17 protein-coding genes and 2 pseudogenes are annotated in these 23,064 nt (G+C 70.7%); 8 read left to right on the top strand and 11 right to left on the bottom strand.

Annotated elements, in window-relative coordinates:
* Positions 1-107: 107 nt before the first annotated feature.
* From HS041_RS20305 to narI, 4 genes are all read left to right on the top strand, one after another.
* Entirely contained in the window at positions 108-3,842 is a 3,735-nt protein-coding gene (locus HS041_RS20305) for a nitrate reductase subunit alpha (protein ID WP_196442224.1), read from the top strand.
* 87 nt (positions 3,843-3,929) lie between these two features.
* Positions 3,930-5,585, top strand: a complete 1,656-nt coding sequence (gene narH / locus HS041_RS20300; protein ID WP_196442223.1) for a nitrate reductase subunit beta — start codon at positions 3,930-3,932, stop codon at positions 5,583-5,585.
* Complete coding sequence (gene narJ / locus HS041_RS20295; protein ID WP_196442222.1) at positions 5,582-6,208, top strand: nitrate reductase molybdenum cofactor assembly chaperone; 627 nt, start codon at positions 5,582-5,584, stop codon at positions 6,206-6,208. Before narH ends, narJ begins: the two co-directional genes overlap by 4 nt.
* Positions 6,205-6,936 carry a respiratory nitrate reductase subunit gamma gene (gene narI / locus HS041_RS20290; RefSeq protein WP_196442221.1) on the top strand — a complete coding sequence of 244 codons (732 nt, stop codon included), beginning with the start codon at positions 6,205-6,207 and terminating at the stop codon, positions 6,934-6,936. Before narJ ends, narI begins: the two co-directional genes overlap by 4 nt.
* 611 nt (positions 6,937-7,547) lie before the next feature.
* On the opposite strand, the gene HS041_RS20285 is transcribed toward narI, so the two are convergent.
* From HS041_RS20285 to HS041_RS20260, 7 genes and pseudogenes are all read right to left on the bottom strand, one after another.
* On the bottom strand, positions 7,548-8,798 hold the full coding sequence (locus tag HS041_RS20285) for a nitrate/nitrite transporter (protein WP_304609535.1): 1,251 nt from the start codon (positions 8,796-8,798) through the stop codon (positions 7,548-7,550).
* Positions 8,799-9,146: 348 nt separating this feature from the next.
* Positions 9,147-9,692 (bottom strand): pyridoxal-phosphate dependent enzyme, encoded by a 546-nt coding sequence (locus HS041_RS40090; RefSeq protein ID WP_374058867.1) that lies wholly within the window; start codon positions 9,690-9,692, stop codon positions 9,147-9,149.
* Positions 9,680-9,763 (bottom strand): annotated as a pseudogene (locus tag HS041_RS40470) (serine O-acetyltransferase); the annotation flags it as partial. The pseudogene HS041_RS40470 and the gene HS041_RS40090, both read right to left, overlap by 13 nt.
* Positions 9,764-9,966: 203 nt before the next feature.
* Complete coding sequence (locus HS041_RS20275) at positions 9,967-10,413, bottom strand: hemerythrin domain-containing protein (RefSeq protein ID WP_196442219.1); 447 nt, start codon at positions 10,411-10,413, stop codon at positions 9,967-9,969.
* Positions 10,414-10,572: 159 nt separating this feature from the next.
* Positions 10,573-12,234: a sensor histidine kinase gene (locus HS041_RS20270; protein ID WP_304609534.1), complete on the bottom strand. Its 1,662-nt coding sequence runs from the start codon at positions 12,232-12,234 to the stop codon at positions 10,573-10,575.
* 176 nt (positions 12,235-12,410) lie between these two features.
* A complete protein-coding gene (locus HS041_RS20265; RefSeq protein ID WP_196442217.1) occupies positions 12,411-13,271 on the bottom strand; it encodes a universal stress protein in 861 nt (286 codons plus the stop codon).
* Positions 13,272-13,463: 192 nt separating this feature from the next.
* Complete coding sequence (locus HS041_RS20260; RefSeq protein WP_230879148.1) at positions 13,464-14,000, bottom strand: flavodoxin family protein; 537 nt, start codon at positions 13,998-14,000, stop codon at positions 13,464-13,466.
* A gap of 168 nt (positions 14,001-14,168) precedes the next feature.
* Here HS041_RS20260 and HS041_RS40465 point away from each other — a divergent pair.
* Positions 14,169-14,393 (top strand): annotated as a pseudogene (locus HS041_RS40465) (alcohol dehydrogenase catalytic domain-containing protein); the annotation flags it as partial.
* Positions 14,394-14,525: 132 nt separating this feature from the next.
* Here the strand turns inward: HS041_RS40465 and HS041_RS38495 are convergent.
* From HS041_RS38495 to HS041_RS20245, 3 genes are all read right to left on the bottom strand, one after another.
* Complete coding sequence (locus tag HS041_RS38495) at positions 14,526-14,681, bottom strand: hypothetical protein (RefSeq protein ID WP_230879147.1); 156 nt, start codon at positions 14,679-14,681, stop codon at positions 14,526-14,528.
* 291 nt (positions 14,682-14,972) lie between these two features.
* Positions 14,973-15,302, bottom strand: a complete 330-nt coding sequence (locus HS041_RS20250) for a hypothetical protein (RefSeq protein WP_196442215.1) — start codon at positions 15,300-15,302, stop codon at positions 14,973-14,975.
* Positions 15,303-15,633: 331 nt separating this feature from the next.
* The gene (locus HS041_RS20245; protein ID WP_196442214.1) at positions 15,634-15,999 is read right to left on the bottom strand and encodes a GvpU-like protein; all 366 of its coding nucleotides are present in this window, start codon (positions 15,997-15,999) and stop codon (positions 15,634-15,636) included.
* A 207-nt stretch (positions 16,000-16,206) separates the two neighbouring features.
* On the opposite strand from HS041_RS20245, the gene HS041_RS20240 reads away from it, so the two are divergent.
* The 3 genes from HS041_RS20240 to pflA all read left to right on the top strand — a co-directional run bounded on the left by HS041_RS20240 (position 16,207) and on the right by pflA (position 20,509).
* Positions 16,207-17,169, top strand: coding sequence for an Acg family FMN-binding oxidoreductase (locus HS041_RS20240; RefSeq protein WP_196442213.1), 963 nt, complete (start codon positions 16,207-16,209; stop codon positions 17,167-17,169).
* Between the two features lie 270 nt (positions 17,170-17,439).
* Complete coding sequence (pflB, locus tag HS041_RS20235; RefSeq protein ID WP_196442212.1) at positions 17,440-19,701, top strand: formate C-acetyltransferase; 2,262 nt, start codon at positions 17,440-17,442, stop codon at positions 19,699-19,701.
* An 82-nt stretch (positions 19,702-19,783) separates the two neighbouring features.
* The gene (pflA, locus tag HS041_RS20230) at positions 19,784-20,509 is read left to right on the top strand and encodes a pyruvate formate-lyase-activating protein (RefSeq protein WP_196442211.1); all 726 of its coding nucleotides are present in this window, start codon (positions 19,784-19,786) and stop codon (positions 20,507-20,509) included.
* A gap of 163 nt (positions 20,510-20,672) precedes the next feature.
* Here pflA and HS041_RS20225 read toward each other — a convergent pair whose 3' ends face one another.
* On the bottom strand, positions 20,673-22,988 hold the full coding sequence (locus HS041_RS20225) for a phosphoketolase family protein (RefSeq protein ID WP_196442210.1): 2,316 nt from the start codon (positions 22,986-22,988) through the stop codon (positions 20,673-20,675).
* Between the last annotated feature and the right edge of the window lie 76 nt (positions 22,989-23,064).

Genomic DNA, 23,064 nt, shown 5'->3' with positions numbered 1-23,064 from the left:
TCGCGAGAGATTCGGTGAGCGCCGGTTTTCCGCGCGGTTCGCGCGGCCACGAGAGCACACATGCCGGAATTGCCTGGTTCGCGATGGAAGAAAAGAGGAGTGCACATATGGCGGGCATGGACGGGCCGGTCGACGACGCCCTGCTGCGGCTGGGCCGGCATCTGCGTGCCGGGAAGGTCTCAGGTGACCTGCGGACGCTGCACCAGATCGGCGGCCGCCAGGCCGACGCCTTCTACCGCGACCGGTGGAGCCACGACAAGGTGGTGCGCTCCACGCACGGGGTGAACTGCACCGGCTCGTGCTCGTGGAAGGTCTACGTCAAGGACGGGATCATCACCTGGGAGGCGCAGCAGACCGACTACCCGAGCGTGGGCCCGGACCGGCCGGAGTACGAGCCGCGCGGCTGCCCGCGCGGGGCGGCGTTCTCCTGGTACACCTACTCCCCCACCCGGGTGCGCTTCCCGTACGCCCGCGGGGTGCTGGTGGAGATGTACCGGGAGGCGAAGGCGCGCCTGGGCGACCCGGTGGCGGCCTGGGCGGAGGTGACCTCCGACCCCGACAAGCGGCGCCGCTACCAGTCGGCCCGGGGCAAGGGCGGGCTGGTGCGCATCACGTGGGACGAGGCGACCGAGATGATCGCCGCCGCGCACGTGCACACCATCAAGGCCTACGGCCCGGACCGGGTCGCCGGTTTCTCCCCCATCCCGGCCATGTCGATGGCCTCCCACGCCGTCGGCGCCCGGTTCGTGTCGCTGCTGGGCGGCACCATGCTGTCGTTCTACGACTGGTACGCCGACCTGCCGGTGGCCTCCCCGCAGGTGTTCGGCGACCAGACCGACGTGCCGGAGTCGGCCGACTGGTGGGACGCGGCCTACCTGATGCTGTGGGGTTCCAACGTGCCGGTGACGCGCACGCCCGACGCGCACTACATGACCGAGGCCCGCTACCGGGGGCAGAAGGTCGTGGTGGTCAGCCCCGACTACAGCGACGCCACCAAGTTCGCCGACGAGTGGCTGGCGCCGCGTCCGGGCACCGACGGGGCGCTGGCCATGGCGATGGGACACGTGATCCTCAAGGAGTTCTTCGTCGACCGGCAGGTGCCGTACTTCGTCGACTACGTCAAGCGCCACACCGACCTGCCGTTCCTGGTGACGCTGGAACAGCGTGACGGGGAGGGCGGCGGGGATCAGTACGTGCCCGGCAAGTTCCTGACGGCCGCCGACCTGGGGCGGGAGGGCGAGCAGGAGGCGTTCAAGACGGTGCTGCTGGACGCGGCGAGCGGCAGTCCGGTGGTGCCCAACGGCTCGCTGGGCTTCCGTTTCACCCCCGAGGGCGAGGGGCGCTGGAACCTCGACCTGCAGGGAGTGGACCCCCTGCTGAGCCTTGACGGCGGGGCGGTCGCGACGGTCCTGCTGCCCCGCTTCGACCAGGCCGGCGGCACGACCGGCGACGGGGCCGGTGACGGGGTGCTGCGCCGCGGGGTTCCGGTCCGCACCGTCGCCGGCCGGCTGGTGACCACGGTCTTCGACCTCATGCTCGCCCAGTACGGCGTCGCCCGGCCCGGCGGGGCGAGCGCGGCCGACGGCCCGCAGGGGGCCCGGCAGTGGCCGGCCTCCTACGACGACGCAGGCGCACCGTACACACCGGCCTGGCAGGAGGCGATCACCGGCGTGCCCGCGGCGAAGGCCGTGAAGATCGCCCGCGAGTTCGCCCGCAACGCCGAGGAGTCCGGCGGCCGCTCGATGATCATCATGGGGGCGGGGACCAACCACTGGTTCCACTCCGACACGATCTACCGGTCGTTTCTGGCGCTGACCACGCTGACCGGCTGCCAGGGCGTCAACGGCGGCGGCTGGGCACACTACGTGGGGCAGGAGAAGTGCCGGCCGGTCACCGGATGGGCGCAGCTGGCGTTCGGCCTGGACTGGTCGCGCCCGCCCCGGCAGATGATCGGCAGCGCGTTCTGGTACCTGCACACCGACCAGTGGCGTTACGACACCTACAGCGCCGAGGTGGTCTCCTCGCCGCTGGCCCCCCGTGACGGGGCGTTCGCGGGGAAGGCCACCGCGGACCTGCTGTCGCAGTCGGCGCGGATGGGGTGGATGCCGTCGTATCCGACGTTCGACCGCAACAGCCTGGAGCTGGCCGAGGAAGCGGCGGCCTCCGGGCAGGAGGCGGGGCCGTACGTCGCGGCGAAGGCCGCCGTCGGGGAGCTCGGCTTCGCCTGCGAGGACCCCGACGCGCCGCAGAACTGGCCGCGGGTGCTGACGGTGTGGCGGGCCAACCTGCTGGGGTCGTCGGCCAAGGGCAACGAGTACTTCCTGAAGCATCTGCTGGGCGCCGGAGGGGCGGTGCGCGCTCACGAGGCCGCGCCCGAGCAGCGGCCCGCCGACGTGACCTGGCGGGACGAGGCGCCGCAGGGCAAGCTCGACCTGCTGTTGTCGCTGGACTTCCGGATGACGTCGACGACGCTGTTCTCCGACATCGTGCTGCCGGCCGCCACCTGGTACGAGAAACACGACCTGTCCTCGACTGACATGCACCCGTTCGTGCACGCCTTCAGCCCGGCGATCGACCCGCCCTGGCAGACGCGCACCGACTTCGCCGCCTTCCACGCCGTCGCCGAGGCCTTCAGCGCGCTGGCCAGGACCCACCTGGGCGTGCGCAGGGACCTGGTGGCGGTTCCCCTGCTGCACGACACCGCCGACGAGTACGCCACCCCGCACGGGCGGGTCCGCGACTGGCGGGTCACGGGTGAGACGCCCGTTCCGGGCCGGAACTTCCCGAAGATCACGGTGGTGGAGCGGGACTACGGCGCGGTCGCCGAGAAGATGGCCGCGCTCGGGCCGCTGATGGAGAAGCTGGGCGCCACCACCAAGGGCCTGACGTTCGACGTCGCCGAGGAGGTCGGGCGGCTGGGCCGGCTGAACGGGACCGTGCGCGGCGGAGTGGCCGACGGCCGGCCGTCGCTGGCGCGCGACATCGACATGTGCGAGACGATCCTGGCGCTGTCGGGCACCACCAACGGGCACCTGGCCGCGCAGGGGTTCGCCACGCTGGGCCGCCGGACCGGCACGAGCTTCGACGGCCTGGCCGACGAGCACAAGAAGATCACCTTCGCCGACACGCAGGCACGGCCGGTGCCGGTGACGACGTCGCCGGAGTGGTCGGGCAGCGAGACCGGGGGGCGCCGCTACTCGGCGTTCACCATCAACGTCGAGCACCGCAAGCCCTGGCACACCCTCACCGGCCGCCAGCACTTCTTCCTGGACCACGACTGGATCCACGAGGCCGGGGAGGCGCTGCCGGTCTACCGGCCGCCGCTGAACATGACGGTGCTGTTCGGCGAGCCGGGCATCGGCTCCGGCGGCGAGCAGGGACTCGAGGGGATCACCGTGCGCTACCTGACCCCGCATTCCAAGTGGTCGATCCATTCGGAGTATCAGGACAACCTGCTGATGCTGACCCTGTCGCGGGGCGGCCCGAACATCTGGATGAGCCCGGCCGACGCCCAGCGAGCGGGTATCCGCGACAACGACTGGGTGGAGGCGGTCAACCGCAACGGCGTCGTGGTGGCCCGGGCGATCGTCTCGCACCGCATGCCCACCGGGACGGTGTACATGTACCACGCCCAGGAGCGGGTGGTGGACGTGCCCAAGAGCGAGATCTCCGGCAGGCGGGGAGGCATCCACAACTCCCTCACCCGTCTGATGATCAAACCCACCCATCTGATCGGCGGCTACGCCCAGCTGTCGTTCGCGTTCAACTACCTCGGGCCGACCGGCAACCAGCGGGACGAGGTCACCGTGATCCGCCGCCGCAGCCAGGAGGTCGACTACTGATGCATGGGCGAACCCGACGTGGCGAACGGAGCGGTCGGCCGTGGAACGAGGCCGCCCGCACAGTGGATGAGGAGCAGTGAGCGAACGATGCGAGTGATGGCACAGCTCGCCATGGTCATGAACCTGGACAAGTGCATCGGCTGCCACACCTGTTCGGTCACCTGCAAGCAGGCGTGGACCAACCGGGCCGGCACCGAGTACGTGTGGTTCAACAACGTCGAGACCCGCCCCGGGCAGGGCTACCCGCGCACCTACCAGGACCAGGACAAGTGGAAGGGCGGCTGGGAGCTCAACTCCCGCGGCCGGTTGAAGCTGAAGGCCGGCGGGCGGCTCAAGAAGCTGTTCTCGATCTTCGCCAACCCGCTGATGCCGTCGATCCAGGACTACTACGAGCCCTGGACCTACGACTACGACCGGTTGTTCTCCGCGCCGATGCAGGCCGACACCCCGGTCGCGCGTCCCCGCTCGCTCATCACCGGCGAGCCCACGAAGATCAGCTGGAGTGCGAACTGGGACGACAACCTGGCGGGCGGGCCGGAGCTGGCGCCGGCCGACCCGGTGCTGCGCAAGGTGTCGGACCAGGTGAAGCTCGACTTCGAGAACGCCTTCATGTTCTACCTGCCGCGCATCTGCGAGCACTGCCTCAACCCCTCGTGCGTGTCGTCGTGCCCGTCGGGGGCGATGTACAAGCGCTCGGAGGACGGCATCGTCCTGGTCGACCAAGACCGCTGCAGGGGCTGGCGGATGTGCGTGACGGGGTGCCCGTACAAGAAGGTGTACTTCAACCACCGCACCGGCAAGGCCGAAAAATGCACGTTCTGCTTCCCCCGGGTGGAGGTGGGCCTGCCGACCGTCTGCTCGGAGACGTGCGTGGGCCGGCTGCGCTACATCGGGATCATCCTCTACGACGCCGACCGGGTGCTGGAGGCGGCCTCCGTCGCCGACGACAAGGCCCTGTACGAGGCGCAGAAGAGCGTGATGCTGGATCCGCACGATCCGGCGGTCATCGCCGCGGCGCGGGCCGAGGGCATCCCGGAGGACTGGCTGGAGGCGGCGCGCCGCTCCCCCATCCACCAGCTGATCTTCGAGTACGGCGTGGCGCTGCCGCTGCACCCCGAATACCGGACGATGCCGATGGTCTGGTACATCCCGCCGCTGTCGCCGGTCGTCGACGTCCTGTCCGGCACCGGTCACGACGGTGAGGACGCCGGGAACCTGTTCGGCGCGATCGACGCGCTGCGCATCCCGATCGGTTACCTGGCCGAGCTGTTCACCGCCGGGGACCCGGAGCCGGTGCGCGGCGTGCTGCGCCGCCTGGCGGCGATGCGCTCCTACATGCGGCGCCTCAACCTCGGCCAGGAGCCCGACGAGTCGATCGCCCGGGCGGTCGGCATGACCGGCGAGCAGATCACCTCGATGCACCGGCTGCTGGCCATCGCCCCCTACGGCGAGCGCTACGTCATCCCCAAGGCCCACGCCGAGCAGGGCGCGCAACTGGAGGAGCTGGCCACGGGGTGCAGCCTCGACTACGAGGGCGGCCCCGGCATGGGCGGCCCGTTCGGCGAGGCCTCCGGCAGGACCGCCCCGATCGCGGTGGAGAACTTCCACGCGCTCAAGGAACGGCAGACCGGTGACGACCTGGAAGAGGCGCACGAGCTGCGCGGCCGGGTCAACCTCCTGAACTGGGACGGCAAGGGCACGCCCGACGGCCTGTTTCCGAAGAACGGCGAGAAGGAGTCATGAGCGCACTCAGCGACGGCGAGCTGCGCACCGCCCACCTGGTGGCGTCGGTGCTGCTCGGCTATCCCGACGACACGTTGTACGGCGGGCGGCGGGTGCTGGCCGGGTCGGTGGCGGCGCTGCCGGCCGGTGAGGTCCGCACCCGTCTGGCCGCCTTCCTCGACCACGTCGAGGCGACCCCGCCGACCGAGCTGGCCGCCCACTACGTGGCGACGTTCGACCTCAAACGGCGCTGCTGCCCGTATCTCACCTACTACGCCTACGGCGACACCCGCAAGCGGGGCGGGGCGTTGCTGCGCTTCAAGCACGCCTTCGCCGCGGCGGGTTTCGAGCTCGCCGACGGGGAGCTGCCCGACCACCTGGCGGTGGTGTGCGAGCTTCTCGCGCGCGGCGCCGTACGGGAGGCCAGGCGTCTGCTGATCGAGCACCGCGCGGGCCTGGAACTGCTGCGCACGGCCCTGCGGTCGGAGGACTCGCCGTACGCCGACGTCGTGGCCGCGGTGCTGGCCACGCTGCCGGCGGCGAGCCTGCGCGACCAGGAGGCGGCGCTGCGGCTGGCGACCCAGGGGCCGCCGGCCGAGGAAGTCGGACTCGAACCCTACGCCGTGATGGAGGCAAGCCGGTGAACGCGCTGGATGTGGCGCTGTGGGTGGTGGCGCCCTACGTGGCGCTGACGGTGTTCGTGCTGGGGCACGTGTGGCGCTACCGCTACGACAAGTTCGGCTGGACCACCCGCTCGTCGCAGATGTACGAATCCGGGCTGCTGCGCATCGGCAGCCCTCTGTTCCACTTCGGCATCCTGGTGGTGGCGCTGGGTCACATCGGCGGCCTGGTGATCCCCAAGAGCTGGACCGAGGCGCTGGGGGTCAGTGAGGAGCTCTACCATCTGGTCGCGGTCGTGCTGGGCACGATCGCGGGGGTGGCGACGCTGGGCGGCATCGCGATCCTGATCTACCGGCGCCGCACCGTCGGCCCGGTGTTCACCGCCACCACCCGCAACGACAAGCTGATGTACCTGGTCCTGGGCGTCACCATCGTGCTCGGCCTGGCCGCCACGGTCGCGGCGAACATCATCGGCGGCGGCTACGACTACCGCACCACCATCTCGCCCTGGTTCCGGTCGATCTTCTACTTCCAGCCGGATCCGGCGCTGATGGCCGGCGCCCCGCTGCTGTTCAAGCTGCACGCCCTCAGCGCGCTGCTGCTGTTCGCGATCTGGCCCTTCACCCGGCTGGTCCACATGCTGACCGCGCCGGTCGGCTACCTCACCCGGCCCTACGTGGTCTACCGCAGCCGCGACGAGCAGCGGGCCGGTGCCCGCGCCCCCCGGCGGGGCTGGGAGCCGTCACGCTGACCTCCCGACGGAGCCGACCGCCCCTGCGGGGGCGGCGAGGCGGAACAGCATCCCGCCGGTCAGCCCGCCCGTCACCGCCTGCCCGATCGGCGAGGGCGGCCTGTGCGCCGCCGGCGTCGTAAGGAGCGCCTGCTCAGCCGGACGGCGTGCCTTGCGCTGACCGCGCCAGGTCTTCGGCCCTGTGGCTCTGCCCGCGGATGCCCGGGCTTCACCTCGGGGCATCTTCTGAGGGCTTGGGCGCCATGCCGATGGCCGATGCTTCGCCCACCCGGCGTGCACGACACGGTCGGCAGGCTGGTCAGGAGTCCGACCGGCGCCCGGCGAGTTCCAGAATCCCATCGCGACATGGATGCCCGGCGGGGTGAAAGGTGCGGAGCCGGGGCGTGGATGTGCCGCCGCGTGGCCGGTTGCGCGCCGCGGTCCGGACCGCCTGGCAGACGGCTCACGCGCCGTCGATGAACTGACGAGGACCGCCGGCACTGAGCTGCCGGCGGTCCTGGGAATCGTCGTCTCTCGCTGCGGGGTGCGGATCTCCGGAAAAAGGGCCGTGGTCCGATCTCACGGCGATGAGCCGGCAGCCGGTGGGACCGGCCGCCGGCTCATCGCCGGTGTCACCGCGAAGACACCGTCCGCGCCTGCGGCGCGGGCGAGCGCCGGCGGGCCGCCGAGCGCACCGCGGTCACCGTCAATACCAGCGTCATGACCGACACCCCTGACAGCAGGGCCAGCCCCAGGCCGTAGGACCCGAGCCGGCTATAGATGAGGCCCATCACCAGCGGGGGCACGAACCCGCCCAGACCGCCGGCGGCGCCGACCAGGCCGGTGACCGACCCCACCTTGTCGGCCGGGGCCACCTGCGCGACCAGCGCGAAGGTGGCCCCGCTGCCGGTGCCCAGCGCCGCGGCCATGGTCAGGAACGCGATCGTGCCCACCGGCATCAGGGACGGGGTGAAGGCCTGCACCGCCGCGCAGAGCGCGACCACGGCGAAGACGGCGGTCAGCACCGGCAGCGGCCCGATCCGGTCCGACAGCCAGCCGCCGATCGGGCGCATCAGGACCGCCAGGAGCACGAAGCCGGCCATCCGGTTGGCGGCGTCGGCCTGCTCCAGCCCGTAGGCGGTCTGCAGGTAGGCCGGCAGGTACACCGAGAACGCGACGTACCCGCCGAACGCCACCGCGTAAAGGATGCATGCCTGCCAGGTGATCGACAGCTTCGCGGTGGCCGCCAGGCGCGCCATGAGCGGCTGGGTCGGGACCGTGCGGCCCGGCGCGTCGCGCATGACCAGCCAGGCCAGGACCGCGTAGGCCGCCAGCACGATCGCGGTGATCACGAAGGGCGTGGCCGCGCCGCCGGTCTTGACCAGCTTGACCGTGGTCAGGGCGCTGATCGCGGTGCCGCCCATACCCGCGCCGAAGATGCCGACGGCCAGGCCGCGGCGGTGCGGGGGGAACCAGGCGTTGACGAAGGGCACGCCGACGGCGAACACCGTCCCGGCGATGCCCAGGAAGAACCCGCCCACCAGCAGCGCTGTCAGCGAGCCCTGCCCGGCCACGCCGATGAACAGGACCGGGACGATGGTGGCGGCCGAGATCAGCGGGAACATCGCCCTGCCGCCGAAGCGGTCGGTGAGCGCGCCGACGGGGATGCGGCCCAGCGAACCGACGATCACCGGGACCGCGACCAGCAACGCCTGCTGGGAGGCCGACAGGCTCAGCAGTTCCTTGAAACGCGGCCCCAGCGGGCTGAGCAGCGCCCACGCCCAGAAGTTCACCGCGAAGCCCAGCGTCGCCAGCGCGAGCATCAGCGCCGGGCGGCGGTCGACGCCGCGTCCGGCTTGCCCGGTGGTCACATCGGTGTCCATCTTGTCCATCCTTATTATCGCGATCCATGCTCGGACACCGAGCGTGCCGAGCCTTGCTCCGTCCGGCGGATGAGCAGGCCTGCGGGGAGCCGAGCCGCACGGCTCGGCTGGAACGCTCGGATCGGGTTCCCGCCCGCGGCGGCAAGGCGCGGTCAGCCGCGGCCCGCTCCTGGGGCGGACCATCTGGATGGTCCGCCGCCCCGTCAGGCGCTGCCGGTCGGCAGCAGGTTTTCGTCGAGGGTTTTCTTCCTCGTCGTCAATTCCACCTCAGAAGCCTTGTACCCCTGTAGGGGCCAAGGTCCCGTTCACGAGGGACCTGCTCCCTTTTGCGGCCTTCAGCCGACATGATCAGGGGCGGCCGACGCGCACCCGCCACACCGCAGGGCCGGAATCGACGTAGTCCCAGGTGAACTCGCCGGGGCGCTCGGCGGCGAACTGGTAGTACAGCGGCTTGGGATCGTGGTCGTTGACGAGCACGAACGCCATGCCCGCGGGCAGCTCCGCGAACGTGGCGAAGATCTGCGCGTGGCGCTGGGCCGGGATCAGACGGCGCGCGTCGGCGCCGCCGGAGACGCCCGTGAGGATTCCCTCGGCGCGGGCCAGCCGCCGGGCGGCGTCCCGGGCGGTGTCCCGGGCGGTGTCCACATCGACCAGGAGCATTTCGCCGTAGACCCCGGTGTCCAGTACCTCGGGCACGAAGCCCGCGCCGAGGCCCTGGATCCCGTGCGGTCCCGGCGCGCCGCCGGAAAGCACCGGGGACTCTGCGGGCTCGACCGCCACCACCTGCACATCCGGCTTCTTCTCCCGCAGGAACCAGCCCACCCCGGTGACGGTGCCGAGACCCGGGCCCCGGCGGGCACGTCCTTCAGGACCAGGGCGTGGGCGCCGATCGATGCGTCGTCGCCGACGTGCACGCGCCCGAGGATCGAGGCCCCCACGCCGACGATGACCCGGTCGCCGAGCACCGGGTGGCGGGTGGCCCCCCTTGCCGTCGGCCTGGAACCCCCGGCCCCGGGCCGCCGTCACCACCGCAGGTCACTCCGGGACGGGACCTTCGGCCCTGGATTCCCGGGACGTTCGGCCCGGGCGGCTCACAGCGGGAGGTCGTCCCCGGCAGGCGCACGGTCCATGGGGCGGAGACCGTGCGCCTGCCGGGGGCGACCCGCTCCTATCCTCCGACCGTGGACTGCTCCGGGGTGATGCGGTCCCAGGCGGCTATCGGCAGCATGATCACCGAGGCGGGGAACAGGCCGTGCTCCTCGTTGTCGATGTGTCGATGCAGTTTCCGGATCGCCTCCAGCACGGCGGGCCAGTCCGGTGCCGTGCGGTCGATCGCGCCGAACACCCCGTGGATCTCGTCGTGCTCGGCGCAGAGCCGGTCGACCGCCTCGGTCAGCGACCCCTCGGCGCGCAACTCGGCGAACAGCCCGTTCTCCTCGGTGGCGGTGTGCGGGACGAGCTGTGCGAGCAGCTCATCGAGGAGGAGTACGGCCTCGCCGTACCGGCTCTCGTTGATGGCCCGGCGCAGTGCCCCGGCGGTCTCCTCGATCTGCCAGTGTTCCTCGGAGAGCCGGCCGAGCAGCGGGAACTCGCGGCAGCCGCAGTAATTGCACATAATTCCTCTTCCCCCACGTTCATGGTGACTTCACCATGCCTGCCGGGGGCTTTCCCCGGTAGGGCACGTGGTCGGTCAGGAACAGGGCTTTCGTCCTTCACTCCGTCGTCGCCCAGACCTGGGCCGGTGCGGCCCTTGACCCGCCATGAGGCACAGGGATCACAGCGGGATGCTCCAGCGCAGCCGGGTGCCGTCCTCCTCCCCCGTCGTGACCTCGAACGAGCCGCCCAACCCGACAGCGCGTTCCTGCAGGTTGCGCAGACCGCTGCGACGGCCGCCGACCGGCAGGCCGACACCGTCATCCCGCACCACCAGCGTCAACCGCCCACCGGCCACCTCCACCGCCACCTCGGCCCTGGTCGCCTTGGCATGACGCACCAGGTTCGACAACGCCTCACGCAGCACCGCCAGCAACTGCTCGACGACCGGCTCGGGCACCTGGTTGTCCAGCGGCCCCTCCATCCGCAGACCCGGCATGAACCCCAGATGCCCGCGCGCGCCCTCCACCAGCTCCACGATCTGCGCCCGCAGACCGGGCGCGGCATCATGACCCGAGGCCTGCAAAGCGAAGATCGTGGAGCGGATCTGCCGGATCGTCTCATCCAGCTCGTTGATCGCATTCTGCAGCCGCCCCGACGCCTCGGGCCGCTCCACCAGCCGCACCGTGCTCATCAACGTCATCGCCACCGCGAACAACCGCTGGATGACCACATCGTGCAGATCCTTGGCGATGCGGTCGCGATCCTCCAGCAACCCCAGCCGCTCGGCGTCCTTACGCGCCTCGGCCAGCTCCAACGCGATCGCGGCCTGCCCGGCGAACGCCGCCAGCATACGCAGATCGGCCTGGCTGAACGGGCTGCGACCGGGCTTCTTGGCCAGCACCAGCACCCCGCGTACCGCCTGCGCGGCCCCCAACGGCACCATCAAACCGGGACCGAACCCCGACGCCCGCAGCGGCGAGGCCGGGTAGGGAATGTCCTGCAGGTCGGCATAACTCGCCGGCTCACCCCGGGAGAAGACCGCGCCCGCCGCCGACCCCTCGATGGGGAAATCCATCTCCTGAAGCCGATCCGCCCCAAGACCTTCGGCGATCCCCACCCGCAACATCCGCCCGCCCCCATCGGGCAGCAGGACCTGAGCCAGGTCGGCATCGGTCATCTGCCGCGCCCGGCGGGCGATCAGGGTGAGCACCTCGTCCGGCCCGGCTCCCGACAGCAGGCTGGTGGTCACCTCCGATGAGGCCTGCAACCAGGTCTCCCGGCGCCGCGTCTCCTCGTACAGACGGGCGTTCTCGATCGCGACACCGGCGGCGGTGGCCAGCGCCACCACGATCGCCTCGTCCTCTTCGTCGAACTCCCCGCCACCGCGTTTCTCGGTCAGATACAGGTTGCCGAAGATCTCCTCGCGCACCCGCACCGGCACGCCCAGGAACGAGCCCATCGGCGGATGACCGGGCGGAAACCCGTAGGACTCCGGATGATCGGAGATGCGCGCCAGCCGCAACGTCTGCGGCTCCTTGATCAGCAAGCCGAGCAGGCCCAGCCCGTGCGGCCAGTGCTCGATCGCCGCGATCTCCTCCTCACTCAACCCCACCGGCACGAACTGCATCAGCGTGTGGTCCTCGCCCACCACGCCCAACGCACCGTAGCTGGCCTCCACCAGGGTGGTGGCGGTCTCCACGATCCGCCGCAGCACCGTCTCCAGATCCAGGTCACTGCCGACCGAGACCACCGCCTCCATCAGCGCGTGCACCCGATCCCGGGTGGCCAGCACCGCGCTCAGGCGGGTCTGCAACTCCGACAGCAACTCATCCAGCCGCATACCCGGGACCAGGGAACGCGACTCCTCATCCGTCATAGCGGCAGCTTCGCATCACAACCACACCGGTGCCCACCCCGCCCGGCTCCAACGTCATCTGCCGTAAGGACCAACGGCTCCCGCGAACGACCTCGCGGGCACGGTGGACTCAGGAAACCGGGCTCCCAGCTATACGGCCGTCAAGCGCGCGGTGACCGGACCACGGCCACGGCGCCGCGGGCGTGGTGCAGGATACCGCGGCTGACCGAGCCGAGCGCCAGCGACCCCAGGGCTCCCCGGCCGTGGGAGCCCACGACGACCAGATCCGCCTTCTCCGAGGCCGCGTTCAGCGCTTCGACCGGGTGCGCGGACCGGACGTCCTCGACCACCTTCACCTGAGGATACGTCTGCCGCCACGAGGCGAGCTTGGCGGCTGCGACCTGGTGCTGGGCCCGACGGATCTCATCCATGTCGTAGACGATCTCCGGAGCGTAGGCGTGCACCGGGGCCTGCCAGGCGTAGAGCGCCCGCAGCGTGGCACCGCGGAGCACAGCCTGTTCGAAGGCGTAGGCGAGGGCGGGATCGCACTGCGGGGAGTCGTCGATGCCGACGACGATCTCTCCGTGGGCGGTCCGGAGGCCGGCGCGGACGACGACCACCGGCCCGCGGGCGTGCCCGGCCACGTGCACGCTCACCGAGCCGAGCACGGCTCCGGCGAACCCGCCCAGGCCCCTGCTGCCGACCACGATCTCGGCGGCGCCGTCGGCCTGGTCCCGCAGGACCACAGCGGGCGCCCCCTCGATCGCCTGGGTGGTCACCTCGATCTCCGGCCGGCGTTCGCGGGCGAGGGTTTCGGCCTCGGTCAGGACTTTCTCCGCGTTGCGGGTCAGGGCGTCACCCCACTCGCGAGTGGAGAACTTCGGAATGTCGTACGGCGAGCGGTCCAGGGCGAAAACGATGCGCAAGGGGGCGCGCATGCGCGCCGCGTCATCCGCGGCCCACTCCACGGCGGCGGAGCCGGCGGCCGAACCATCAGTGCCCACGACGACGGGATCGGACATGGACTTCTCCTTCACTCTTTCTCGGTCTTACCCTCATCTCACTCCCGACGGAGTGCGATTTGACCCGCTATGACCATGTACGGCTGCCACGCAAGACTCGGGCGCGGCACGAGCGCCGCCTTCACCCGGTGAGAGCACGATGTGCCCGGTCCGCTTCCCCGGTTCCTCTCGGGTATGGCGCCGAGTGGTTTCCTACGCGATCCGGTGGGTGCCGGCCTGCCGGGCCGTGGCCAGCGCCGTACCCCAGTAGCGTGCCCGCTCCGTCTCCCCCTCCAGGAGAGGACCGGGAGTACCGGAGACGTAGAAGCTCTGCGAACCGGTCAGGATCGCGAAGCCCTGCCTGCGCAGGCGTCTTTCGGCTCCGTGCCGGGCCGAGCCGGGAATCCAGGGGTTCTTGACCCGGGTGTCGAACGCCGCGGCGGCCACATCCGGGGCGTGCCCGCCCAGCGCGGCCAGCCACTCGCGCAGCCCTTCCCCCTTCGACACCAGGCCGCCGGGGGCCTGCTGGGCGGCCGAGCGCCGGGTACCGGGCCGGCTCATGCCGAAGGCGTGGGTGGGTGCACCCACGACGAGCAGGTCCACGTCATCGGGAACGGCCGCCGGAGCGCTGCCGACCTCGACGAGGTCCACGTCCATGCGGGTGGCCAGACCGTCGGCGATCGCCTCGGCGACCGCTTGAGTGTTGCCGAACATCGATTCGAAGACCACGAGCGCGCGCATCAGGATCATCTCCCTGTCCATTGACGCTCGGCAGGAGGCGGGATCGGGGGCGGTCTCGCCTCCTGCCGGTCGTCTTCAGAATCCCGCCCGCCGGTTCGCGGGTGAAGGGGCCTACGGCCACCGCGGGGAGGACCAAAGGCCCTGATCCCGCCCGGCCGCCGGGGCGAAGGCTCGGAGATGAGAACGAGGAAAGGGAGAACCATGAACATGCGCGCCGCCGTCGTCACCGCGTTCGACAAGCCCTTGGAGATCCAGGAGGTCCCCATCCCCGAACCCGACGCCCACCAGGTCCTCGTCCGCATCGAAGCCAGCGGCCTGTGCCACACCGACATCCACGCCGCCCACGGTGACTGGCCCGTCAAGCCCGCGCCGCCCTTCACGCCCGGCCACGAGGGTGTCGGCGTCATCGCCACGACGTATCTCCGATGCACCGTGACGACATGTTTTGCGCCCTTGCATCCGTCACGCCACAAGCCGTCCCGCGACGTCGTCGGCAGGTCCGTGCCGTCGACGGACGGCATCGCGGGCCGCCGGCTACCGTTCTGTGGCCATGCGTGCGGCCATCTCCACCAGCCGGTCGGCATAACCCCGTTCGTTGTCGTACCAGCCGAAGACCTTGACCAGCTCGCCGTCGGCCTGGGGCAGACCGGAGTCGAAGACGCAGGAGGCGGAGCCGTTGATGCCGATCATCGGTGGTTCCCTCCGACGTCGAGTTCCGACCTCATCGTCCGGCGCGGTGACCGGCCGTTTTAGGGGCAAAGGGCCCGCCGAAACGGCACGATGGCCCGGTAACGAGGGACTGCAGCGAGGCGGAGATCGCCGCACGGATGGCGCTGCGGATCAACGGTGTGGTCGACGCCGTCAACGAGATCCAGTGGAACGAGGACGACAGCCCGGCCTGGACGGGCCGGTAGAACCCGTACGGCTCCCGCCTCCCCGGGATCAAGCTCCCGGTCCGGGTGTCCACCGGCCCGAGGTCCCTCACGCCGAGGACGGGCGGTGGGCCACCGCCCGCACCGAGGCCCGTACCCGTTCCGGGTCGTGGCTGACGCTCGCCTGCCCGGTGCGCTCCTCACCGCGCAGGGTGAACCGGAGCGGGGCGCCGCCCTCGATGCTGCGCCACCGGGTCCGGGATCGCTTGCTGATCAGCGTCAGCCTCTGACCGTCCCGGGCGTACCGCGCCGGGACCAGGAGGATGGCTCCGCTGCTCACGACGGCGACGGCCAGGCGGATACGCTTCTGCCTGTGGCGCTCGGCGGCAGCCCTGGCGTCGCGTAGCTCACGGGATCTGGCCCGTGCCTGCGTACTCATGATCTCGTCTCCCGTGCTCCCGCGTGGATGAAAGCTCGGACATCACGGCTGCGGCGTTGCCGCCTCTTCGGCCGGCGCTCGGGAATGACCCGGTCCGCGCTCGCCGGTGGCGTCCACCGCCCGGTCTGCGGTGAACCGCCCCTCGCGGACCGGAGGCTAAAATCCCTTACCGCCACGACCTCCGTCCCAGAGCAGACGATGAGGACTCGGTGCCGGCAGTGCGGCCGGATGCCTGACGCGCCGAGCCCGCGGGCGAGTGCCCGCGGTCCAGGCAACGCGGCGAGCTGACGGCGCCGGGCCGGTGTGAGGCGGACGGAGCCACGCCGGCCAGCTACCTCAGCATGGACACCTGGCCGCAGGACCATCCGCTGACGTCGGCGATCCGGATGCGCCACCAGCCGCCCTCTCCCTGGAGGGCCTCAGCGCACGTGGTCAGATGCGCGTTCCTCAAGTGCAGGAACTCCCCGCGGGCAGCCTCGCCGAGGTGCTCGAAGAGGAGGTTGAATCCCTTGACGTCCTCGGAGGCGAAGTCGTGTGCCCGGCTTATCTGCTGGGCGACGTTGGTGGCGAACTCCTCGGCGGAGATGAGTATCCCGGTGATGGGCGCGCCGTCGGCTGTCACGGTGATGTTGATATCGGCCTGCGTGTGGGTGACGACATCGACGAGGGTCTGGAGTGCGACATCTGATTTTGACATGAGGGCAGATTACGCAATGTCACCGCTTGAATCCGTGCAGCGAGGTCGAGGCGCTCCCGGGAGCCGGTGTCGTCCCGTCTCACGACCCGGGCGCGCCCTTCTCCCGTCCGCAGGTCCCTGCGGTCCGGAGGTCCCCCATCACCGGGACCTTCGCCCCTGCCCCCGGCCGGTGGCGGTGCACGAATCTCAAGGCAAGGAGGTTCCGCCATGCTCAACCCACTCGCCACGCACGCCGGAGCACGCCGTCTCATCACCGCGGCCGGAGCCGCGCCCTCGGTGCACAACACCCAGCCGTGGCGCTTCATCGTCCGCCATCGGGAGTACGTCGAACTCCACGCCGACCCGGACCGCTGGCTGAAGGTCGCCGACCCGCGCGGCCGCTCCCTGCGCATCAGCTGCGGCGCGGCCCTGCTCAACCTCCGGCTCGCCCTGCGCGTGAGCGGCCACCGGCCGGTCACCTGGTCCGTCCCGGGCGCCGGGGACGGCTCACCCACCCTGCTGGCCGCCGTACGGCCCGCATCCGCCGCGCCCGCCTCGGCGGCCGAGCACGACCTGTACGGAGCGATCAAGACCCGGCGCACCAACCGGCAGCCGTTCACCGGCGCCCCCGTCCCGCAGACGGTCATGGACGAGCTGATCACGACGGCCCGGATCGAAGGGGCCGCTCTGGTCCCCCTCCGCGCCCCGGCGAGCGCCGCACTCCTGGAGGAGGTCGCCACGGCCGAGGAGGCGCTCACGGGCAACCGCGGCTACCGCACCGAGCTGGCCCGGTGGACCTCCGGGCAGTCGGACTCCGACGGCGTGCCGCCCTACGTCCAGGGGCCCCGGCCGATCGGCGACCTCGCGCCCGTACGCGACTTCGCGCGGGTGACCAGGGAGAGGGTCCGCTTCGAGGCCCATCCCCAGCTCGCCGTCCTGACCACCCCGGGTGACGGCCCGGCGGACTGGCTGCGCGCCGGTCAGGCCCTGCAGCGCGTCCTGCTCGTCGCCACCCTGCACGGCGTCTCCGCCTCGTTCCTCAACCAGCCTCTGGACCTGCGCGACATGCGCCGCCACACCGACCCCCGGCACCCCGGCGGCCACCCCCAGGTGATCATCCGTCTCGGGTACGGCCCCGCCGTACCGCGCGCCCCGCGCCGGCCGGTCCCGGAACTGCTCCGGGCGGCGTGACCTGCGGCGATCCCGCACGCCGTACCACCACAGAGCCGTACCACCACAGAGCCGCATCCCCGTAGAGCCGTGACCCCGTAGAGCCGTGACCCCGCACGATCCGCCGGACGTGCGGGGTCACGCGTTCCACGCCCCCGCTGCTGCCGGAGGGCCGTCGGACTTCATCCGCTCGTGACCAAGGTCCCCCTCCGCGGGGACGTCTTCCTCCGGCCGTCCGGCGTCCGGCTGCCGAAGATGGGATCACTACCGAAGTTCGCAGGAGGTCCCGTCATGAGCATCACCCTTGAGACCTGGCACGTCGCCGAGAAAGGCGCCTGGCGCGGCTTCCACCGGGGGATCTGGTGCTCGGACATCGACGTGCGGGACTTCGTGCGGGCCAACTACACGCCCTACACCGGGGACGAGGGCTTCCTGGCCGGGCCCACGACACGCACGCTGGCCGTCTGGGACCGCCTGACCGCGATGTTCCCCGAGGAGCGGGCGCGCGGGATCCACGACGTGGACGCCTCGACCCCCTCTTCGATCACCTCGCACGCCCCCGGTTACATCGACCGGGACCGCGAGCTGATCGTCGGGTTGCAGACCGACGCCCCGCTGAAGCGGGCGATCATGCCCAACGGCGGGCTGCGGATGGTCGAGAACGGCCTGGCCGCCTACGGATACACACCTGACCCCCGGGTGAACGAGATCTTCACCAAGTACCGCAAGACGCACAACGCCGGCGTCTTCGACGCGTACACGCCGCGGATCCGGGCGGCCCGCCGTTCGGGCGTCATCACCGGCCTGCCCGACGCCTACGGCCGGGGCCGCATCATCGGCGACTACCGGCGCGTCGCCCTCTACGGCGTCGACCAGCTCATCGAGGTCAAGAAGGCTGAGCTGCGCACCCTGGACGAGGTGCTCTCCAGCCCGGACGTCATCCGCGACCGGGAGGAGCTGGCCGAGCAGATCCGCGCGCTGGGCGAGCTCAAGGAGATGGCCGCCTCCTACGGCTTCGACATCGCCGGGCCCGCCGGCACGGCCCAGGAGGCGATCCAGTGGCTGTACTTCGGCTATCTGGCGGCCGTCAAGGAGCAGAACGGTGCCGCGATGTCGCTGGGCCGCACCTCCACCTTCCTGGACGTCTACCTCCAGCGCGACCTGGAGGAGGGCACGATCGACGAGAGCTGGGCCCAGGAGCTGGTCGACGACTTCGTGATCAAGCTGCGGATCGTGCGGTTCCTGCGCACCCCCGAGTACGACCAGCTGTTCTCCGGCGATCCCACCTGGGTCACCGAGTCGATCGGCGGGATGGGCCGCGACGGCCGCACCCTGGTCACGAGGACCAGCTTCCGGTTCCTGCAGACGCTGCACAACCTGGGACCCGCGCCCGAGCCCAACCTGACCGTGCTCTGGTCGCCCGACCTGCCGGAGGGGTTCAAGCGGTTCTGCGCCCGCACCTCGATCGAGACCAGCTCGATCCAGTACGAGAACGACGAGCTGCTGCGGCCCGAGTACGGCGACGACACCGCCATCGCCTGCTGCGTCTCGGCCGCGCCGGTGGGACGGCAGATGCAGTTCTTCGGCGCCCGGGTCAACCTGGCCAAGACCCTGCTGTACGCGATCAACGGCGGCCGCGACGAGATCACCGGCGAGCAGGTCGGACCCGCCCTCCCCCTGGTCACCGGCGATTACCTCTCCTACGACGAGGTCGCCGCGGCGCTGGACCGGATGATGGACTGGCTGGCCGAGACCTACGTGGACGCCCTCAACGTCATCCACTACATGCACGACAAGTACGCCTACGAGCGCATCGAGATGGCGTTGCACGACTACCCCGTCAAGCGCACCCTCGCCTGCGGCATCGCCGGGCTGTCAGTGGCCGCCGACAGCCTCTCGGCCATCAGGTACGGCGGTGTGCGGGTGATCCGCGACGAGACCGGCCTGGCCGTCGACTACGTCGTCGAGGGCGGCTACCCGGCCTTCGGCAACGACGACGACCGGGTCGACGACATCGCGGCCGGGCTGGTGCGGAGCTTCATGGAGAAGATCCGCAGGTACCCGTCCTACCGCGGCGCCGAGCACACCCAGTCGGTGCTGACCATCACCTCCAACGTGGTGTACGGCGAGCACACCGGCAACACCCCCGACGGCCGCCGCGCGGGCGAGCCGTTCGCGCCGGGCGCCAACCCGATGAACGGCCGCGACCGGCACGGCATGGTCGCCTCGGCGCTCTCGGTCGCCAAGCTCCCCTACGATCAGGCCAAGGACGGCATCTCGCTCACCAACACGGTGACGCCCGCCGGGCTGGGCCGTACCCCCGCCGAGCGGATCGGCAACCTGGCCGGCCTGCTGGACGGCTACTTCGACGGCGGCGGCTTCCACATGAACGTCAACGTCCTCAACCGCGACATCCTGCTCGACGCGATGGACAACCCCGACAAGTATCCCCAGCTCACCATCCGGGTCTCCGGGTACGCGGTCAACTTCGTCCGCCTGACCAGGAAGCAGCAGCTCGATGTCGTCAACCGCACCTTCCACGGCTCGCTCTGAGCCGGGCGCCGCGGCCCGGCCCACTGCCGGGCTCACTGCCGGGCTCACTGCCGGGCTCACTGCCGGGCTCACTGCCGGCCCCGTGACCGGCTCCGTCCACTCCTGGGACATCTCCACCGGGGTGGACGGGCCCGGCACCCGTTTCGTGGTGTTCACCGCCGGCTGTCCGCTGCGCTGCCTGTACTGCCACAACCCCGACACCTGGCAGCGGCGGTCGGGTACGCCGACCACCGCCGACGAGCTCATGGCTCGCATCAAGCGCTACCGCAGGTTCATCGAGATCGCCGGCGGCGGTGTCACCGTCAGCGGCGGCGAGCCGCTTCAGCAGCCCGCCTTCACCGGTGAGATCCTGCGCCGCTGCCGCGAGCTGGGCCTGCACACGGCCCTGGACACCTCCGGCTTCCTCGGCGAGCGCGCCACCGACGCGATGCTCGCCGACACCGACCTCGTCCTGCTGGACGTCAAGTCGTGGGACCCGCGGACCTACCGGCGCGTCACCAGGGCCGGCCTCTCCCCCACGCTGCGCTTCGCGCGCCGCCTGGCCGAGCTGGGCACGCCCACCTGGATCCGGTTCGTGCTGGTGCCCGGACTGACCGACGCCGAGGAGAACGTCGACGGACTCGCGGCCTTCGCCGCCACGCTGCCCAACGTCGAGCACGTCGACGTCCTGCCGTACCACCGGATGGCGGAGCACAAGTACGCCGAACTCGGCCTGCCCTACCCCCTCCCGGGCGTCGAACCGCCGGACGCCGCGCTGCTGGAGCGCGTGCACGCGCAGTTCCGCGCCCACGGCGTGACCAGCCGCTGAGCTCACCGGACCCGGCGGCCGGGTCCCACATCGCAATCGCCACCGGAGCCGGGGGCGACGCCGGGCTCAGAAGGGGAGCCTCTGGACCCGACTCGCCGCCGCCGGCCGACGATGGTCATCTACCGCTACCGGTTCCCGGAATCCCGGCAGAGGCTGTCGTCGATCACCGGGGCCAGGTCCAGTCGCGGATGTCGGGGACGTCCTCGCCGTGCTCGCGGGTGTGGGCGCGGGCGCGCAGGCGGGTGTCGGACATCTGCTGGCGCAGGTGGGCGGCGGTGGTGCCGAGGCCGGGGACGCGGTCGATGACGTCCATGACCAGGTGGTAGCGGTCGATGTCGTTGAGCATGACCATGTCGAAGGGAGTAGTGGTGGTCCCCTCCTCCTTGTATCCGCGCACATGGATGTTGGCATGGCCGGCGCGGCGGTAGGTGAGGCGGTGGATCAGCCAGGGGTAGCCGTGGAAGTTGAAGATCACGGGCTTGTCGGTGGTGAACAGGGCGTCGAACTCGGCGTCGGGCATGCCGTGCGGGTGCTCGGTCGACGGCTGCAGGCGCATCAGGTCGACGACGTTGACGACGCGGACCTTCAGCCCGGGCAGGTGCTCACGCAGGAGCGCGGCGGCGGCGAGGGTCTCCAGGGTCGGCACGTCGCCGGCGCAGGCCAGCACGACGTCGGGCTCGGCTCCGGCGTCGTTGCTGGCCCATTCGATGATGCCCAGACCACGGGTGCAGTGGACGATGGCCTCGTCCATGGTGAACAGATCGAGGACGGGCTGCTTGCCGGCGACGACGACGTTGACGTAGTTGTGGGAGCGCAGGCAGTGGTCGCCCACCGACAGCAGGGTGTTGGCGTCCGGCGGCAGGTAGACCCGCACCACGTTGGCTTTCTTGTTGACGACGACGTCGAGGAAGCCGGGGTCCTGGTGGCTGAAGCCGTTGTGGTCCTGGCGCCAGACGTGGGAGGACAGCAGGTAGTTGAGTGAGGCGATGGGCCGCCGCCAGGGGATGTCGTTGCATGCGTCGAGCCATTTGGCGTGCTGGTTGAACATCGCGTCGACGATGTGGATGAAGGCCTCATAGCAGTTGAACAGGCCGTGGCGGCCGGTCAGGAGATAGCCCTCCAGCCATCCCTGGCACAGGTGTTCGCTGAGCACTTCCATGACGCGGCCGCCGGGGGCGAGGTCGTCGTCGCCGGGCAGGGTCTCGGCGTTCCAGGCGCGGCCGGTCGCCTCGAAGACCGCGCCGAGCCGGTTGGAGGCGGTCTCGTCGGGGCCCATCAGGCGGAAGGTGTGCGGGTTGGCGGCGATGACGTCGCGCAGGAAGGCGCCCAGGACGCGGGTGGGCTCGGTCAGCTGGGCGGCGGGGGCCTTGACCTCGACGGCGTAGTTGCGGAAGTCGGGGATGGCCAGGGGGCGCAGGACCTCACCGCCGTTGGCGTGCGGGCTGGCGCTCATCCGGCGCCGGCCTTCGGGCACCAGCTGCACGATCTCGGGCATCGGGCGGCCGTCGGCGTCGAAGAGCTCTTCGGGCCGGTAGGAGCGCATCCATTCTTCGAGCATCGCCCGGTGGGCGGCGTCGTCGCGGACCGCGGCCAGCGGCACCTGGTGGGAGCGCCAGGTGCCCTCGACCTGGAGGCCGTCGACCTCGCGGGGGCCGGTCCAGCCCTTGGGCGTCCGTAGGATGATCATGGGGAGGCGCTGGGCGCGGCCGTCCTTGAACTCGGCGATCTGGTCGAAGACGGTGTCGAGGGTGCGCTGCATGAGCTCGTGCATGGTGGCCGGGTCGTCGCCGGAGACGATGTGGGGGCGGTAGCCGTAGCCCTCCATGAGCTTGATCAGCTCTTCTTCGGGGATGCGGGCCAGGACCGTCGGGTTGGCGATCTTGTAGCCGTTCAGGTGCAGGATGGGCAGCACGACGCCGTCGCGGTAGGGGTCGAGGAACTTGTTGGAGTGCCAGCTGGCGGCCAGGGGGCCGGTCTCGGCTTCGCCGTCCCCGATGACGCACGCGACCACCAGACGGGGGTTGTCGAAGGCGGCGCCGTAGGCGTGGGCGAGGGCGTAGCCGAGTTCGCCGCCTTCGTGGATGGAACCGGGGGTCTCGGGGGCGACGTGGCTGGGGACGCCGCCGGGGAAGGAGAACTGACGGAACAGCTGGCGCATGCCTGCCGCGTTCTGCGGGATGTCGGGGTATTTACTGGAATAGGAGCCCTCCAGCCAGGCGTGCGCGACCGCGGCGGGGCCGCCGTGCCCGGGACCGGCGATGTAGATCATCTCCTGGTCGCGTTCGATGATGACCTGGTTGAGGTGGGCGAAGCAGAAGTTCAGTCCCGGCGTGGTGCCCCAGTGCCCGAGCAGGCGGGGCTTGACGTGCTCGGCGGCCAGGGACTCGGTCAGCAGGGGGTTGTCCAGCAGGTAGATCTGCCCGACCGACAGGTAGTTGGCCGCTCTCCAGTAGGCGTCGATCCGCTGTAGTTTCTCCATGGATCCGACCCTTCCCGCATCCCCCTTGATCATCTAGGGGATTTGGTCCTCATTGAGAAAGCCATGTAGCGGCATA

The organism is Planomonospora sp. ID67723 (genome assembly GCF_015711605.1).
Classification (GTDB): Bacteria; Actinomycetota; Actinomycetes; order Streptosporangiales; family Streptosporangiaceae; genus Planomonospora_A.
Note: the sequence above shows the minus strand (reverse complement) of the source record. Positions and strands in the feature narration are given on the sequence as shown.

What these genes read in the sequence shown, in the direction of transcription:
- HS041_RS20285 (WP_304609535.1), bottom strand. Translation starts at nt 8,798, where the DNA reads ATGGACACCGATGTGACCACCGGGCAAGCCGGACGCGGCGTCGACCGC.
- HS041_RS20305 (WP_196442224.1), top strand. Translation starts at nt 108, where the DNA reads ATGGCGGGCATGGACGGGCCGGTCGACGACGCCCTGCTGCGGCTGGGC.
- HS041_RS20265 (WP_196442217.1), bottom strand. Translation starts at nt 13,271, where the DNA reads ATGTCCGATCCCGTCGTCGTGGGCACTGATGGTTCGGCCGCCGGCTCC.
- HS041_RS20250 (WP_196442215.1), bottom strand. Translation starts at nt 15,302, where the DNA reads ATGAGTACGCAGGCACGGGCCAGATCCCGTGAGCTACGCGACGCCAGG.
- pflB (WP_196442212.1), top strand. Translation starts at nt 17,440, where the DNA reads ATGAGCATCACCCTTGAGACCTGGCACGTCGCCGAGAAAGGCGCCTGG.
- HS041_RS20240 (WP_196442213.1), top strand. Translation starts at nt 16,207, where the DNA reads ATGCTCAACCCACTCGCCACGCACGCCGGAGCACGCCGTCTCATCACC.
- HS041_RS38495 (WP_230879147.1), bottom strand. Translation starts at nt 14,681, where the DNA reads ATGATCGGCATCAACGGCTCCGCCTCCTGCGTCTTCGACTCCGGTCTG.
- HS041_RS20245 (WP_196442214.1), bottom strand. Translation starts at nt 15,999, where the DNA reads ATGTCAAAATCAGATGTCGCACTCCAGACCCTCGTCGATGTCGTCACC.
- HS041_RS20275 (WP_196442219.1), bottom strand. Translation starts at nt 10,413, where the DNA reads ATGTGCAATTACTGCGGCTGCCGCGAGTTCCCGCTGCTCGGCCGGCTC.
- HS041_RS20260 (WP_230879148.1), bottom strand. Translation starts at nt 14,000, where the DNA reads ATGATCCTGATGCGCGCGCTCGTGGTCTTCGAATCGATGTTCGGCAAC.
- HS041_RS20270 (WP_304609534.1), bottom strand. Translation starts at nt 12,234, where the DNA reads ATGCGGCTGGATGAGTTGCTGTCGGAGTTGCAGACCCGCCTGAGCGCG.
- HS041_RS20225 (WP_196442210.1), bottom strand. Translation starts at nt 22,988, where the DNA reads ATGGAGAAACTACAGCGGATCGACGCCTACTGGAGAGCGGCCAACTAC.
- narH (WP_196442223.1), top strand. Translation starts at nt 3,930, where the DNA reads ATGCGAGTGATGGCACAGCTCGCCATGGTCATGAACCTGGACAAGTGC.
- narJ (WP_196442222.1), top strand. Translation starts at nt 5,582, where the DNA reads ATGAGCGCACTCAGCGACGGCGAGCTGCGCACCGCCCACCTGGTGGCG.